Raw genomic sequence first — 14758 nt, 5'->3', positions numbered from 1 at the left:
CTGTATTATGGATTTTGTACCAATCCGTTTGATTCAATGCCCGGAATATCTTTATAATACCATGAATATTCGAACGTTTTTGCTTCCAGTCCCAATGGGTTGACACGAACAAAGATGTAGCAGGGAGGATTCTTTCGCAAATCAATGAAAGGTACTAATCCTTTTCTGGTTCTGGTTTGGAATTCTTTATGGAATGTACGCCAGCGAACAAGATCCCAACGCCTTTTGTTTTCAAAAGCCAGTTCGACGAAACGTTCTTTTCTGACATTGCTTTGTGTCAAGGCTATTTCATCTTTATGGGCAGCTCTTTTACGGACTTCATTCAATGCTTTTTTTCCTTTCTCTATTTCGGCGGAAGTCGGTTCGGATTTCTCGATAATTGCTTCAGCGTAATTCAGAAGAATTTCTCCGTAGCGATAGTCTATCCAATCTTGGGTACTTCTGCTCCATTCTTGTTCTACCGGATTTTCTATTTGCATAAACTTCTTGAATAAGAATCCGCTTCGGGTATAGTGTCCCAATGTCGGGTCGAATCCGGAGTATAACGTTCCGTTTTCTGCACCGTATGTATAATAAGTCAGCCCGTCTTGTCCTTTTTCAGAAGCTTGGGTACGATAGTAATAACCCGAACCGTCGGATTTTACCAGCCCGCCTTGAATGATGATTTTTGTGCTTCCCCAATTTTGGCCGGGAAAAAGTACCATTGCATTTAAACGGGCGTCTCTTCCTTCAAAAGCCTTGAAAGGGTTGTCTTTGGGGAACGTCAGATAGTCGGTGGAAAGTCCGAAACCATTGTAATCATTTTCATTTCCGTCTGTACGGGTTTGGATAGGTTTCACCTTTCCTTGTCCGTCATCGGTATAATCTTCGAATGAGTCGATAAATTCCAGAGTTGGATTCATTCGTCCCGGAAAAAGGTTTAAGTTTGTTTGCCGGGGACTAAACCATACATCGTAATTATGTGCCAGAGAGGTGTTTGCTACATAGCTTTTTATGAATATAGGCTCTCTGACGCCATCCAGACATTGGCTTGGATGTTCAAAAAGTTTCTGATAATTGGTTGCTGCTTCTGTCGGATCTGCCGGAGTCGGTTTGTATAATCCGAATTTACCACTTTCCATAATCTTTTCAGAGGCATCTATGCATTGCGAGTAGAATTCGTCGGCATATATTGCTTCTATCCCTGCCAGGTGTTGTTCAACGGCGGGACCGGAGAATGACACGTAGGGCTGATGAGAAAATTTGGCAACAGATGCTGCAAATAATGCTGCTCTGGATTTTAATGCTAAAGTAGCCCATTTGTCTCCTCTTCTCGGATTATTTTCTATTAATGTCTGGTCATCTATCCCCTCAAATGCTGCTACTGCACGGTCGCAGTCAGCTAATATAAAATCCCAGGTTGCTTTTTCTGTGCTTCGGGGGACTTTAAGCGATTCGATGTTCCCTTCATATTCCTGCGGCTTTTCTATCAGGGGCACACCGCCATACCGCCTGGCTAAGGCAAAGTAGGTATATGCTCTTAGAAAGTATGCCTCTGCATTGAGTTTCTTTTTTTCGTTCTCGCTGATAATGGTCAGGGTAGGAACGATCTCCAGTAGACTGTTGACATCACGGATTAATTTGTATCCTTCCTCCCAATAGTCAAAACGTTCTTCACCCCAGTCGTTGTATTCGGGATGGATGGCTTCGTCGCAGTAATGGGCGGCCATAAAACCTCCGTTGTTCACTTCATTTCCCATACCGATGTTAAAGCCTCTGTTAGGAGAGTAGTTGAAATCTTCAATGGGGAGTCTTCCGTATAAATTAGCTAAATGAGCCTGTATACCTTCGGAAGTTGCAAATAATTGGTTCGGTAATATCTTATTTCTAGGTTCTAAATCCAGAAAATCACTGCAACTGACCAGTGTAAACAATGTGCATAGTAATAAATAATGTACCTTTTTCATATCATAGTCGATTTAAAAGTTCATTGTCAATCCAAAATTAAAAGTACGGTTCAGAGGATAATTTAATCCGGCGTTATAGTCACCCTCTATTTTTTTCAGGATCGAAGGCTTTAACAAACGGATCGCAGAAAGTCAATAGGTTGTATCCGTTGATGTAGAGCCTTAGTTTGTCAATTCCTACATTCTTCAATAGTTTAGAGTCGAACGTATATCCGATTTCAACAGATTTAAGACGCAGGTAGGAGGCGTCTTTACGCCAGATTTCCGAGTCTCTTGTATATAAGGCTCCCATATCCTGTTCCAAGCGGGCAGCCGGCCATTTTCCGGGAATCCATTTACTGTTTGCATCATAAGGATCTTCCCGATGCCATCTGTCAAAGAAATATTCAGGGAAGTTTCCTCCTTTCAGGTATAGCATGGTGGCATATACTTCATTAAACTGGACGGTGTATAGGGCAGACCCTTGAAACAGTGCATAGAAGTCGAAGTTCTTCCAATTGGCCTGAACATTGAAACCGAAGTGGATAAGTGGAGAGCTTGACCAGAATAAAGGTACTTTATCCATGTCGTTTACGACACCGTCACCATTCAGGTCTTTTAAAATGTAATCTCCCGGCAGTTCTTTAGAGTTACCGTTATCACCATTTTGGATAGGAGAGGTCGCTATCTGGTCCTCATTTTGGAAACGTCCGTCTACCTGATATCCCCAGATAAAATCATTCCAACGTCCTGATGCCTTGTTCTTCCACTGGTCCCAGCTGCTTGTAAATGGGCCGCGTTCGATATGCCGGTTTTTAGTACGTGCCAGATTGAAATTTCCACTGATAACATAATGAAAATCTCTGAATGTCTTTTCGTGCGACAAGCTGAATTCGATACCTTGGGTTCTGTCTCCGTTTAAGTTTTCTTGAGGCAGGGAAGCTCCGAATGTATTGGGAAGTGAACCGTATCTATTGGCTAACAAACCGCTACGTGTTCTTTGATACAAATCAAACTCAACAGAAAACAATCGGTTGAAGATTGAAAAATCCACTCCGACATTGAACATGTTGATCTTTATCCAGGTTAGATTTTGGTTAATCATTACCGGACTTGATACTCCATTGGTATATTTTCCGGCAGAAAAGGAGTATCCTCCGTTATTTAAGCCGTAGCCGGCAATATATTGGAACGGATCACCGGCGTCTTGTCCGGAAAGCCCTGCGGATGCTCTTAATTTGAGGTTATCGATAAAAGTGAAATTATCTTTTATGAAATCTTCTTCCGAGATTCTCCAGCCTATTGAACCTGAAGGAAAAAATGCCCATCGGTTTTCCGGTGCATATCGGTAGGAACCGTCGTATCTGAAAGCGGCTTCTGCCAGATATTTTCCTTTATAATCGTAAGTGAGTCGTCCTATATGAGATAGGAACGCCTGATGATCTGAAGAACCCGATACTAGCTGGTCGGCTGCACGACCATAATCAAGTTCGTCAATGGCATAAAAATCGAATTTCCGTTCTCCGTTGGTCCAGTTAGCTTTTTCTTCTCTGCTTTCAAAAACATAGGTTGCTGAAAGGTGATGATCTTTAAAAGTTTTGTCGTAAGAAAGCTGTAATTGCATATCCATACGTTCCGACTCTTTGTTGTTAGCCTGGATGAGGGCGGGCAAGTAAGCATCTGTCGGAGTATATTCACCTGTGTATTCTCCATAAGTATATGTTCTTAACCCTTTTCGTACTCCTTTATAAGTATAGTTGTTATAATCATATACAAAAGAAGCTTTGGCCTTTAGTCCTTTGACATACGGGACACTGTATTCCAAAGAAAACTGCGTTTGCAGATTCTTGTTTTTCTCGAGTCCGTATCCTGAATAGTCTTTGTCGCTGATGGCAGCAGGATTGGCCTGATAAGAGAAGTTGTTGTAATAGTTCGGATTCCCGTTTGCATAAATAGTGCTGGTTGGCGGATTGATACGGGTTCCTTTGAAAATATCAAAGAAAGACAACCACGGACGGTCTGTAACATCATATCTTCCACCGATATTCATGGATGCGGTTAAATTATCAGTTATCTTTAAACTTACATTCGAACGTAGTGTGAATTTGTCATAAGTGAGTGCACGGTTCTTTAGTAAGCTATTGTCGGTTGAGTATCCAAGGCTACCGTAGTAAGTCATTTTCTCCGTACCTCCTTCTAGTGACAGGGTTGCTTGGTATTGAGTGGCCACGTCGTTGAATACGGCATCATATATGTCTGTGCTTTGATAACCGGGAGCTCCTTGTTGCCATTTAACCAATTCTTCCGGTGTAATGTATCCCGGACGACCGGCATTCAATTCCGCTTCGTTACGAATCGTCATGTATTGAGCGGCATTGGCCATTTTAGGAACATCGGTTGGCGAAGAAATACCTGCATTGGCATTTACTGTAATCCGGGGCTTTCCTAAAGCTCCTTTTTTAGTAGTGACAATAATCGCTCCATTCGCGGAATTCATTCCGTAAATAGCAGCTGTTGCATCCTTTAGAAAAGAAATGTTTTCAATGTCTTCTGGGTTCAATCGCTGGAATTCACTGGAACCGTCTCTGACTACTCCGTCAATGATGAATAAGGGATTTCCCAATCCTCTAAGGTTGATGTCAGAACTGAACTTACCCGGTTCGCCATTTTGTTGCCTGATTCTCAATCCTGATACCTTTCCTTGTATGACTTGAGCCAAACTCGGTGATTTTGTTTTAATAATATCCGATGATTTCAGGTTGTATATGGCACCGGTCAGACTTTCCTTTTTTTGTACTCCGTAACCAACGACTACCACTTCTTCTAAAGCCAGAGAAGAAGGTGCTAATTTGATAATTCCTAAATCTGACTGTTCTTTAACTTGTATCTCTTTATTCTCATAACCTAAATAAGAAATACTTAAAATGGTAGAATTTTCGGAAATGTCGAGACTGAATATACCGTCCAAGTCCGTAATGCTTCCCATTCCACTTTTTTTGTTTTGTACACTGGCACCTATTACGGGACTACCAGTTTCGTCAATAATTCGTCCGGTGACTTTACGTTTGTCACTTTTTTGTGCTTTCTTTATTGGCCGATATACGGTAATACGTTTATTCTCAACTTCATATTTCAAATCTGTTCCTGCAAATAACATAGCCAAGATCTCACGTACTGTTTTGTTTTTGGCATCGATAGAAACTATTTGCTTGAGATTGACATCATTGTTTCTTACTAAAAATGAATAACTAGTTTTCGATTCGATATCATTGAATACAGTGCCTAATGCAACATTTTTATGTTGTATTGAAATTTTAATGTCCTGTAATGGCAGTTCTGAAGCTGATACTGGGATTTGAAATAAGATGAATACGATTAAAAACGACCATCGTATAGATACAAAATCGGCTTTCGAATGATAAAATAAATAAATCATTCTCCTATACAGATTATTTTTCATACATTTGTATTGATTAAAAGATTATTTAAAAAATAATTTGATCGCGGATCGGAGTAACATGGCCCATATGTGACTCCGATTCTTTTTAAGAGGTGTCTTTCATTGCTATAAGATTAATTTTGGTGTTAAACATTTGTTTATTTATCAGTAATAGTAATCGTATCTCCGCTTCGTTTCCAGTCGTATTTATCATCTACGTCAATATAATCCAAGACTTCATCAATTGACAGTTTGGTGCTGATACTACCCGAAAAAATCTCATCCTGCATGAATTTGCTCTGAATTACGATTCTTACGTTATATTTACGCTCTATGTCCTTTATGATATCAATTAATGAGGCGTTGACAAAGCTTAGGCGTCCTACTGTCCATTGAGCAGAACGGAGCGCATCTACTTTATCTATTTTTATTGTTTCTGATTCTTTGTTATACGTCATTCGTTCGTTGGGAGAAAGTATCCTGCTTTCTTGGGTAGTTGATGCTGATACATCTACTTTTCCTTCTATCAGGTTTACTTCAATTTCCGAAGAATTGTGATAAGCGCGTACATTAAAGATGGTTCCTAATACTTCGATGTTGATATCTTCGGCATGTACAATAAACGGCTTTTCTGGATTTTTCTCGATTTTAAAATATCCTTCGCCGATTAAATAAACCTCTCTTTTTGAATGATTGATTAAATCAGGAGAGTATTTTAGGATAGAGCCGGCATTCAGACATACAACAGATCCGTCCGGCAATGTCATTTTGGTCTGTGAACCCAAAGGTACTTCTATCTCGCATAAAGTGTTTGATTGTATTTGGGGCTCGTCATTATAAAGATAGATGCCGATTGATGTTGTAATGACAAGGGCAATAACGGCTGCGATACGGGCGTAGAAAACTGGGATCACCAAGCGTTTTTTATGGGGAGTATTAAAATTCAGACTTTTGGTCAGTTCAGCATAATTATCCTTCTTCTCTTTTTCGAATTTAGATATAAATGATTGGGCGTGAAGTTTAGCCAATTCATCATATCTCCGCTGATAAAGCATATCAGACTGTAAGAGGGTGTAAAACTTGCCCGTATTTTCTTCTGAAAGACTACCGGTGAGATAATCAATCATTAATTCATCAAATTCTATAAGGTTCTGCTCCATAAACTTTTTGTCCTTGTTTATAGAGTATACACATCTCGAGTGCAAAACATTTAGGTGAAACCTGTTTTTTTGAATTTTATTTTTGAAACAGGAAAAGAAGCAGGATTCCAAGTGATGTTCCTAGCTTCACTTTCATTTTATCCATTGCATTTTTTATTTGTACGCGCACCGTGTTTACGGATATATCCAGCTCTTCTGCAATTTCTTGTGGTGACTTATTATTGTAGAGGTATTTTTCAAAAATAATACGGCATCTCTCCGGTAATGAATTTACGACATTGTGTACTTGTTTTTGCAGGTCTTCTATCTCTAACAGTTGTAGGGGAGTATTGTCATTGGCACAATATTCCTCCTGGTAGTTGAGTAATTCCTTGCGATATTCGTCCATTACTCTTTCCCTGTTTTTTAAAGCTCGTATATAGTTGAGGCACCCATTCTGAACGGATTGTAAAAGATAGGAATGGATAGGAAATACCAATCGTTCTTTTTTATACCAGATATTTAGAAAGACGTCGTTTACGATTTCTTTAGCTTCATCCGGATTGAAAATATAAGTGGTGGCATACATACATAAATAGCTAAAATAGCTATCGTATAAAGTAGCAAAAGCCTCTTGCTTTCCCTGATTTATGCCGATAATTATTGATTCATCTATTTTAGTAGTTGCCATACTTCAGATATGAGATAAGTGCTGCAAAGTTACATATAATATTTAATTATGCAAGATTTGCAGTTTTGAAGGTGATGCCTTTATAATGAGCACCACTTATTTATAGATTTGTATCGGCAATTCCCCCTTTAGTGCTCCTATGGCATTAAATGCTAACGACTCCATTTCATTCTCTCCGGGATAAACGTAGATGGGAGCCAGGAAAGAAATTCTTTTTTTCAGTCTTGAAATCACATAGTCCGAATAAGCGATGCCTCCTGTCAGAAGGATGGCATCTATTTTTCCACAAAGTACGGTGGCACTAGCTCCTATTGCTTTTGCAACATTGTAAATCATGGCATCCAGTATCAGTTCCGCTTTTTTATCTCCTTCTTCGATAGATTGTATAATGGCGGGAACATCGGTTGTACCTAGATGGGCGGTCAGTCCGGCGCGTCCGGAGATACGTTTTTTCAATTCGTCTTTGGTGAGTTGACCGCTAAAACATAGGTCGATCAGTTGACCGGCGGGAAGTGTACCGGCACGTTCCGGTGAGAAAGGACCTTCACCGTCCAATGCATTGTTGGCGTCAATGGCTCGTCCGTGGTGATGGACTGCGACAGAGATGCCACCTCCCAGATGGCAGATAATTAAATCCAGCTTTTCGTATTGGGTTCCCTGCTCTTTGGCAAAGCGGCGGGCGATTGCTTTCTGGTTTAATGCATGCCAGATAGTAATCTTCGGCATTAAAGGAGAACCTGTGATGCGTGCTATGTCTTCCAGTTCATCCACCACTCCCGGATCAGCAATGAAAGCCGGACAGCCGGGCAATGTAGCCGCCAGTTCGCTGGCAATCAATCCTCCTAAGTTACAGGCATGGGTACGCATGGCATGTACGGTATCACGTTTCATGGCTTCATTTACCTCATACACTCCGCCCGGTATCGGTTTTACTAAACCGCCACGTCCGATGATGGCATCAAAAGAAAAAGGTATCTTATTGTTTTCCAATTCTTGTAACACCAGGTTTTTCCGGAATTTAAACTGGTCTATCACCTCGGGAAAAGCGGATAGTTCTTCTACTGAATGTTTTATATTGCTGACGAACAGAGGAGTGTCATTTTCGTAAACCGCTATTTTGGTAGAAGTAGAACCGGGGTTGATGACCAGAATTTTCATGAATGGTAGGTTTTTAGTGGTGAATTTAGAATGATGAGCCGGTGACTTGGCTGACTTGTTTTCTGCATTTGCAATCTCCTGACACTTGTAAGCATGCCATCGCAATGCTGTAATATTTGGACAAGCCGGAATCACTACGCGATGGAAGCACTACAGGGCAAATGGGGCCTTGCAGCAATCCTGCCATTTCTGCCTGTGCAAACAGGGAAACGGATTTGTAGAATGTGTTACCCGATTCAATGTTCGGGAATATCAACACATCCGCTTGTCCGTTGATAGGAGATACAATCCCTTTAATATCACCACTTGCTTGTTCGCAGGCAGTACGTACATCCAGCGGACCGTCAATAATCACATTTCCGAATTCTCCCGCTTCGGCAAGTTCTACGATATTCACATAGTCTAGTGAATGAGGGAACTTGGCACTCACTTTTTCTGTGCAGTGAATCAGTGCGACACGCGGTTGTTCGATACCAAAGTGACGGCAGGTACAGATAGCATACCAGACCATTTCTATACGTTGCTGTAGCGTGGGACGCGGAATGACAGCAGCATCCGAGAAGAAAAGCAGTTTATGGTAAGTAGGAATTTCCATCACTGCCAGATGCGTGAGAATTTTCCCTTTCGGTAACAAACCTTTTTCTTTGTCGAGTATGGCACGCAGTAAGTTGTCCGTATTGATAATCCCTTTCATCAAAATATCCGCTCCTCCTTCACGGACAATGCGGACAGCTTCGCGCGCCGCTTCATCCGGATTTTCTATGTGGATGGTTTTTACGTATTCGGGATATTGCTTGAGCGTGGGATATTTCTTCAGAATGGTAGAATCTCCAATCATCAGAAATTCTGCAATCCCTTCTTCCAAAGCACGGGAGATGGCATATTCAGTATTAGGATCGTTCGCACAGACCACGGCAATTCGTTTTCTATGGTTTAGTTTTTTAAGATGAGCCGTTAACTGGGCAAAATTTAGAATAGGTTCCATAACGTTAGATTTTTAGCAAATATCAGAAAAATGATTGAAAAAATAACGATTATAACCCGAAAAATTACATCCATTATGTAACATTTTGCTATATTTTATTTGTTTTGGCCGTTGGATGTGCATGGAACCGTTTTTTCCTGTATTTTTGCAAATAAATCCCCCAATAAAATAAAAGTACCATGAAACAGTTTAAAAATCTATTATTTCTTAGCTTAATTTTCCTTTGTTGGACGCTTGTTTCCTGTAAAAGCAGCAAGATATCTTCCGGTTGGTCTTTGATCTGGGAAGAGAACTTTAATCAGAAAAAGAACTTTGATTCACAGGTCTGGAGCAAGATTCCACGAGGAAAGTCAGACTGGAATAACTATATGACGGACTTTGATTCCTGTTATGCCATGCGTAAAGGCAAACTGGTGTTGAGAGGTATTGTCAATCATACCCAACCCAATGACACTGCCCCTTATTTGACAGGTGGTGTTTATACGAAAGGTAAAAAGGCTTTTACGAACGGGCGTATTGAGATTTGTGCCAAGTTGAATGCGGCGGGAGGAGCATGGCCTGCCATCTGGATGCTGCCTGAAGGAGCGGCATGGCCATCCGGTGGTGAGATTGATATCATGGAACGTTTGAATAATGATTCTATTGCTTATCAGACCGTTCATTCCCATTACACTTATACGCTGGGAATCAAGGATCACCCGGTATCACATTCTACGGGAGTGATTCACCCCGACCGCTACAATATTTTTGCAGTCGAAATGTATCCTGACAGTCTTTCATTTTATGTCAATGATGTGCATACGTTTACTTACCCCCGCATACAAACGCAAGAAGAGGGACAATTCCCTTTTAATCAGCCATTTTATCTGCTGATTGATATGCAGTTGGGAGGCTCGTGGGTGGGAGCAGTCTCTCCCAAGGATCTTCCGGTAGAAATGGAAGTGGACTGGGTACGTTTTTATCAACGAAAGTCAATAAAATAAGAACATATATGGATATTCAATTTCCTCCCTTTTTGCAGAATGGTGATAAAGTGGTTATTGTATCACCTTCGAGTAAGATAGACCAACAATTCCTGAAAGGAGCCAAGAAACGGATGGAATTATGGGGCTTGAAAGTGGCTATAGGAAAACATGCCGGAAGTTCATCCGGAAGATATGCCGGGACAATCAAGCAGCGGCTGAAAGATTTGCAGGATGCGATGGACGACCCTAAAGTGAAAGCTATTCTTTGTAGCCGTGGAGGGTATGGGGCGGTACATTTGATCGATAAAATTGATTTTACGGCCTTTCGTGAGCATCCGAAATGGTTACTGGGGTTTAGCGATATAACCGCCTTGCACAATCTGTTTCAGAAAAATGGATATGCGTCCCTTCATTCATTGATGGCCCGTCATCTTACGGTGGAACCCGAAGATGATCTTTGTGCAAACTATCTGAAGGATATTTTATTGGGAAATATTCCTTCTTACACGTGCGAGAAGCATAAATTGAACAAGCAGGGAACTGCACAAGGTGTTTTGCATGGCGGTAATATGGCGGTAGCCTACGGTTTGCGTGGGACTCCTTATGATATTCCGGCGGAAGGGACTATACTGTTTATTGAAGATGTTAGCGAACGTCCGCATGCTATCGAGCGTATGATGTATAATTTGAAACTAGGAGGCGTACTTGAAAAACTGTCCGGATTGATTATCGGTCAATTTACGGAATATGAAGAAGACTGTTCACTGGGTAAGGAATTGTATGCCGCTTTGGCAGATTTAGTAAAAGAGTATGATTATCCCGTCTGTTTCAATTTCCCGGTGGGGCATGTGACTCATAATCTCCCGCTTATCAACGGTGCAAAAGTAGAGCTTGTGGTGGGAAAGAAAAATGTGGAACTGAAGTTTATATGTTAATAATCCATTCCATCTGAACGATGCTGTGGTGAAAATGACTAATTTTGAGGCTTTAATAGATAAAAGGACGATGAAAAAGAAAACTATGATAGTATTAATGAGTGCCTTTTTGTTATTGTCAGCATTCTCTTGCGGTGGAGGTAACAAGGCAAATAGTACGAGTGAACAAAATGAAGAAACTGTCGTGAATGTACCTCAATTTGATGCGGATAGTGCTTATTTGTATGTAAAGAATCAGGTAGATTTCGGACCTCGTGTTCCTAATACAAAAGAACATGTTGCCTGTGGCAATTACCTTGCCGGTCAGTTGGAGGCTTTCGGTGCTCAAGTGACTAACCAATATGCCGATTTGATTGCTTATGACGGGACGTTGTTGAAAGCGAGAAACATTATCGGTTCTTATAAGCCGGAAAGTAAAAAGAGAATCGCTTTGTTTGCACATTGGGATACACGTCCATGGGCGGATAACGATTCTGACGAGAAGAACCATAAAACTCCGATTCTGGGTGCAAATGATGGTGCCAGTGGGGTAGGAGCTTTGCTCGAAATAGCCCGTCTGGTCAATCAGCAACAACCGGAATTGGGAATTGACATCATTCTATTGGATGCAGAAGACTATGGTGCGCCACAGTTTTACACGGGGCAGCACAAGGAGGAGTTTTGGTGTCTGGGATCGCAGTATTGGGCACGTAATCCTCATGTACAAGGATATAATGCACGTTTTGGTATCCTGCTTGATATGGTAGGAGGTGAAGGCAGTGTGTTTATGAAAGAAGGATATTCGGAGGAATTTGCTCCGGACATAAATAAGAAGGTTTGGAAAGCGGCAAAAAAAGCGGGTTACGGAAAGACTTTCATGGATGGAAACGGAGGATTTGTAACAGACGACCATCTGTTCATAAATCGTCTGGCACGTATTAAAACGATCGATATCATTCCCTACAATCAGGAAGGTGATTTTACCCCGACATGGCATACTGTCAATGACAATATGGAACATATTGATAAGAATACGTTGAAAGCAGTCGGTCAGACCGTATTGGAAGTGATTTACAATGAGAAATAATAGAATCGAGAAATAATATAATAAGGTGTCGATATACTGGTGTGCCGTTTTTAAATACGGCATCTGTTATTCGCACATTGGTATATTGTCTAATTAAATAATTACTATAATGTCAATTAATGAACTACAAGACGAAGTGATTGCAGAATTCAGCGACTTCGACGATTGGATGGACCGTTATCAATTACTTATTGATCTCGGAAATGAGCAGGAACCACTTGAAGAAAAATATAAGACGGAACAAAATCTGATTGAAGGATGCCAGAGCAGGGTATGGCTTCAAGCGGATGATATAGATGGTAAAATTGTTTTTAAAGCAGAAAGCGATGCTTTGATTGTAAAGGGAATTATTGCCTTGTTGATTAAAGTCCTTTCCGGACATACTCCTGATGAAATCTTGAATGCAGATCTTTATTTTATAGACAAGATCGGACTGAAAGAGCATCTATCACCAACGCGTAGCAATGGTTTGCTGTCGATGGTAAAACAAATACGAATGTATGCATTAGCATTCAAAGCGAAAGAGAAATAAAATTCACCACAGAGGACGCTGAGTACACAGAGTCTTTTTGAATTACACATTTTGCGATTACTACATATCCCTGCTGTCAGTATAAACCTTTGTGTCCTCTGAGTCCTCTGTGGTGAAAACTCATGGTCAGTATGATACCGATAAACAGGAGGATTGACCCGAATAGGACGATGAGATACGGGGTACCGTTAATCAGGTCGTCCATATTTTCTGCTTCGGGATATTTGATACTAAGATACACTGACAATGAGTTGTTTAGTACATGCATGAGTATACAAGGTATCAGACTGCCTGTTTTGTAATAAGTCCATGCCAACAGGATACCGATCAGAAATGCCGGAAGGATCTGGGCGGGATTTATATGAAAGACACCGAACAGAAGTGCGGAAATCAGAATTGCTTTAGTCGGATTGTATTGCTGAAGTAAAGCGTGGGTGATGGCTCCGCGAAACAATAACTCTTCAAGTACGGGGCCTACGATAGCTATTGCAAGAATACCGCCCCAGCCGGATTGGAGAATGTTGAAAGATTGTTCCATGATATTAGGAATCCAATCCAGCAGGCTCATTAATGAGGAGACTGCAAACCCGCAAGTGAGGATTGCGATGGCACTGCAAACCAGATAAGAGGCCGATACTGGTAACCATGTTGCCCTCTTTTTACTGATATAACCGGCTTTCCATAGATAAATACCCATCATAATCTGACCGGCTAGCTGTGCCGGAATCATAATCATTTGCGTCAGAGTGACTTTATCCAGATTTCCCGTGGTGACGAACAAATAGATCGTACAAGGAATCATAATCAGGATTGGAGCAACAATCTGCGCAATGAGAAGGTCTATTAATACTAATTTGATAGCCGTTTTCATGGTTTTTTATTTAGTGGTAAAGAAACTATAGATAAACATTGCTAACATGGATATAGCTATTACCACCAAAGAGATACTCATAAATGACTTTTGCATAAGAATCTATTTTTTAAGAATTGTTTCTGTCTCTTCAGCATCCTTATGGAGCTGTGTTATTAACTCGTCGATACTGGAGAATTTCAGTTCGGGACGTGTCCGTTTTACAAAAGTAAGCCGGATGAATTTATCATATATGTCGGAATGGAAGTGGAGGATATTCACCTCAATCGTCCGGTTCGGACCATTGTCTATCGTCGGGCGGACACCTATATTCAGCATCCCCATATACGTTTTCTCGTCAAATGTCACCCATACGGCATATACTCCATCGGCAGGAATCAGTTTATCGGGATCATCCACCCTTAAATTGGCTGTTGGGAAACCTATTTTTCTGCCTACCTGATAGCCGCCTACTACTATCCCGTCGAGGAAATATTCATATTTCAGACAATGGGCGGCCAGGCTAACTTCTCCTTCATGAAGAAGTTTACGGATCAGGGAAGAGCTTACCGGAATGTTGGGCTCGTCCCCTATTTCTATATTGCTGGTATACGCTTTGGCGCGAATTACTTCTATGCCAATTTCTTTTCCATAACGTACATAATCCTCGAAACCTTCGCTGCGGTTATGCCCGAAACGATGGTCATAGCCGATTACCAGATATTTTACCAGATAACGCTCTTTTAGCAACTGTGTCATAAACTCCCGGGCAGTGAGCCGGGAAATTTCAGGAGTGAAGTCAAGCATCAGGCAGTAATCTACCCCGATGTCTGCAAGCAGGCTTATTTTTTCTTCGGGAGTAGTCAGCAGTTCCGGACGATACTTCGCATTCATCACTTTTCGGGGATGAACGGGAAAAGTAACCAATGCAGAGCGTAGACCTTTCGCGGCGGCTATCTCCTTCACTTGCTGAATCAGATAGCGATGTCCTGCATGCACCCCATCAAAGAAACCGATAGTAGCTACGCAGGGTTCCGGGGTAATTGCCGATGTGTCACGTATAATCTGCATAT

12 protein-coding genes are annotated in these 14758 nt (G+C 41.2%); 4 read left to right on the top strand and 8 right to left on the bottom strand.

Translation table 11 applies throughout. The features are described 5' to 3' along the window. Window positions 1-5: 5 nt before the first annotated feature. From NXV01_RS01855 to NXV01_RS01830, 6 genes are all read right to left on the bottom strand, one after another. A complete protein-coding gene (locus tag NXV01_RS01855; RefSeq protein WP_234133702.1) occupies window positions 6-1946 on the bottom strand; it encodes a RagB/SusD family nutrient uptake outer membrane protein in 1941 nt (646 codons plus the stop codon). A 79-nt stretch (window positions 1947-2025) separates the two neighbouring features. After that, window positions 2026-5361: a TonB-dependent receptor gene (locus tag NXV01_RS01850; protein ID WP_259023420.1), complete on the bottom strand. Its 3336-nt coding sequence runs from the start codon at window positions 5359-5361 to the stop codon at window positions 2026-2028. A gap of 161 nt (window positions 5362-5522) precedes the next feature. Next, window positions 5523-6524, bottom strand: coding sequence for a FecR family protein (locus NXV01_RS01845; RefSeq protein WP_234133701.1), 1002 nt, complete (start codon window positions 6522-6524; stop codon window positions 5523-5525). Between the two features lie 76 nt (window positions 6525-6600). Continuing rightward, window positions 6601-7194, bottom strand: coding sequence for an RNA polymerase sigma-70 factor (locus tag NXV01_RS01840; protein WP_234133700.1), 594 nt, complete (start codon window positions 7192-7194; stop codon window positions 6601-6603). Window positions 7195-7290: 96 nt separating this feature from the next. Then, complete coding sequence (gene buk / locus NXV01_RS01835; protein ID WP_259021625.1) at window positions 7291-8352, bottom strand: butyrate kinase; 1062 nt, start codon at window positions 8350-8352, stop codon at window positions 7291-7293. 25 nt (window positions 8353-8377) lie between these two features. Next, on the bottom strand, window positions 8378-9337 hold the full coding sequence (locus tag NXV01_RS01830) for a phosphate acyltransferase (RefSeq protein WP_195649934.1): 960 nt from the start codon (window positions 9335-9337) through the stop codon (window positions 8378-8380). A gap of 179 nt (window positions 9338-9516) precedes the next feature. On the opposite strand from NXV01_RS01830, the gene NXV01_RS01825 reads away from it, so the two are divergent. The 4 genes from NXV01_RS01825 (at window position 9517) to NXV01_RS01810 (ending at window position 12835) form a co-directional block, all read left to right on the top strand. Continuing rightward, window positions 9517-10320 (top strand): glycoside hydrolase family 16 protein, encoded by an 804-nt coding sequence (locus tag NXV01_RS01825; RefSeq protein ID WP_074636476.1) that lies wholly within the window; start codon window positions 9517-9519, stop codon window positions 10318-10320. An 8-nt stretch (window positions 10321-10328) separates the two neighbouring features. After that, window positions 10329-11237: an LD-carboxypeptidase gene (locus NXV01_RS01820; RefSeq protein ID WP_074636475.1), complete on the top strand. Its 909-nt coding sequence runs from the start codon at window positions 10329-10331 to the stop codon at window positions 11235-11237. A gap of 70 nt (window positions 11238-11307) precedes the next feature. Further along, complete coding sequence (locus NXV01_RS01815) at window positions 11308-12303, top strand: M28 family peptidase (RefSeq protein ID WP_074636473.1); 996 nt, start codon at window positions 11308-11310, stop codon at window positions 12301-12303. 109 nt (window positions 12304-12412) lie between these two features. Beyond that, complete coding sequence (locus NXV01_RS01810) at window positions 12413-12835, top strand: SufE family protein (protein WP_217722357.1); 423 nt, start codon at window positions 12413-12415, stop codon at window positions 12833-12835. A 76-nt stretch (window positions 12836-12911) separates the two neighbouring features. On the opposite strand, the gene NXV01_RS01805 is transcribed toward NXV01_RS01810, so the two are convergent. Then, on the bottom strand, window positions 12912-13706 hold the full coding sequence (locus tag NXV01_RS01805; protein ID WP_217722359.1) for a CPBP family intramembrane glutamic endopeptidase: 795 nt from the start codon (window positions 13704-13706) through the stop codon (window positions 12912-12914). Between the two features lie 102 nt (window positions 13707-13808). Further along, complete coding sequence (locus NXV01_RS01800) at window positions 13809-14756, bottom strand: bifunctional riboflavin kinase/FAD synthetase (RefSeq protein ID WP_259021624.1); 948 nt, start codon at window positions 14754-14756, stop codon at window positions 13809-13811. Window positions 14757-14758: the final 2 nt, after the last annotated feature.

Source organism: Bacteroides sp. BFG-606, assembly GCF_024788145.1.
GTDB classification, from domain to species: domain Bacteria; phylum Bacteroidota; class Bacteroidia; order Bacteroidales; family Bacteroidaceae; genus Bacteroides; species Bacteroides vicugnae.
Note: the sequence above shows the minus strand (reverse complement) of the source record. Positions and strands in the feature narration are given on the sequence as shown.

What these genes read in the sequence shown, in the direction of transcription:
- NXV01_RS01820 (WP_074636475.1), top strand. Translation starts at nt 10,329, where the DNA reads ATGGATATTCAATTTCCTCCCTTTTTGCAGAATGGTGATAAAGTGGTT.
- buk (WP_259021625.1), bottom strand. Translation starts at nt 8,352, where the DNA reads ATGAAAATTCTGGTCATCAACCCCGGTTCTACTTCTACCAAAATAGCG.
- NXV01_RS01845 (WP_234133701.1), bottom strand. Translation starts at nt 6,524, where the DNA reads ATGGAGCAGAACCTTATAGAATTTGATGAATTAATGATTGATTATCTC.
- NXV01_RS01815 (WP_074636473.1), top strand. Translation starts at nt 11,308, where the DNA reads ATGAAAAAGAAAACTATGATAGTATTAATGAGTGCCTTTTTGTTATTG.
- NXV01_RS01805 (WP_217722359.1), bottom strand. Translation starts at nt 13,706, where the DNA reads ATGAAAACGGCTATCAAATTAGTATTAATAGACCTTCTCATTGCGCAG.
- NXV01_RS01810 (WP_217722357.1), top strand. Translation starts at nt 12,413, where the DNA reads ATGTCAATTAATGAACTACAAGACGAAGTGATTGCAGAATTCAGCGAC.
- NXV01_RS01830 (WP_195649934.1), bottom strand. Translation starts at nt 9,337, where the DNA reads ATGGAACCTATTCTAAATTTTGCCCAGTTAACGGCTCATCTTAAAAAA.
- NXV01_RS01825 (WP_074636476.1), top strand. Translation starts at nt 9,517, where the DNA reads ATGAAACAGTTTAAAAATCTATTATTTCTTAGCTTAATTTTCCTTTGT.
- NXV01_RS01840 (WP_234133700.1), bottom strand. Translation starts at nt 7,194, where the DNA reads ATGGCAACTACTAAAATAGATGAATCAATAATTATCGGCATAAATCAG.
- NXV01_RS01800 (WP_259021624.1), bottom strand. Translation starts at nt 14,756, where the DNA reads ATGCAGATTATACGTGACACATCGGCAATTACCCCGGAACCCTGCGTA.
- NXV01_RS01850 (WP_259023420.1), bottom strand. Translation starts at nt 5,361, where the DNA reads ATGATTTATTTATTTTATCATTCGAAAGCCGATTTTGTATCTATACGA.
- NXV01_RS01855 (WP_234133702.1), bottom strand. Translation starts at nt 1,946, where the DNA reads ATGAAAAAGGTACATTATTTATTACTATGCACATTGTTTACACTGGTC.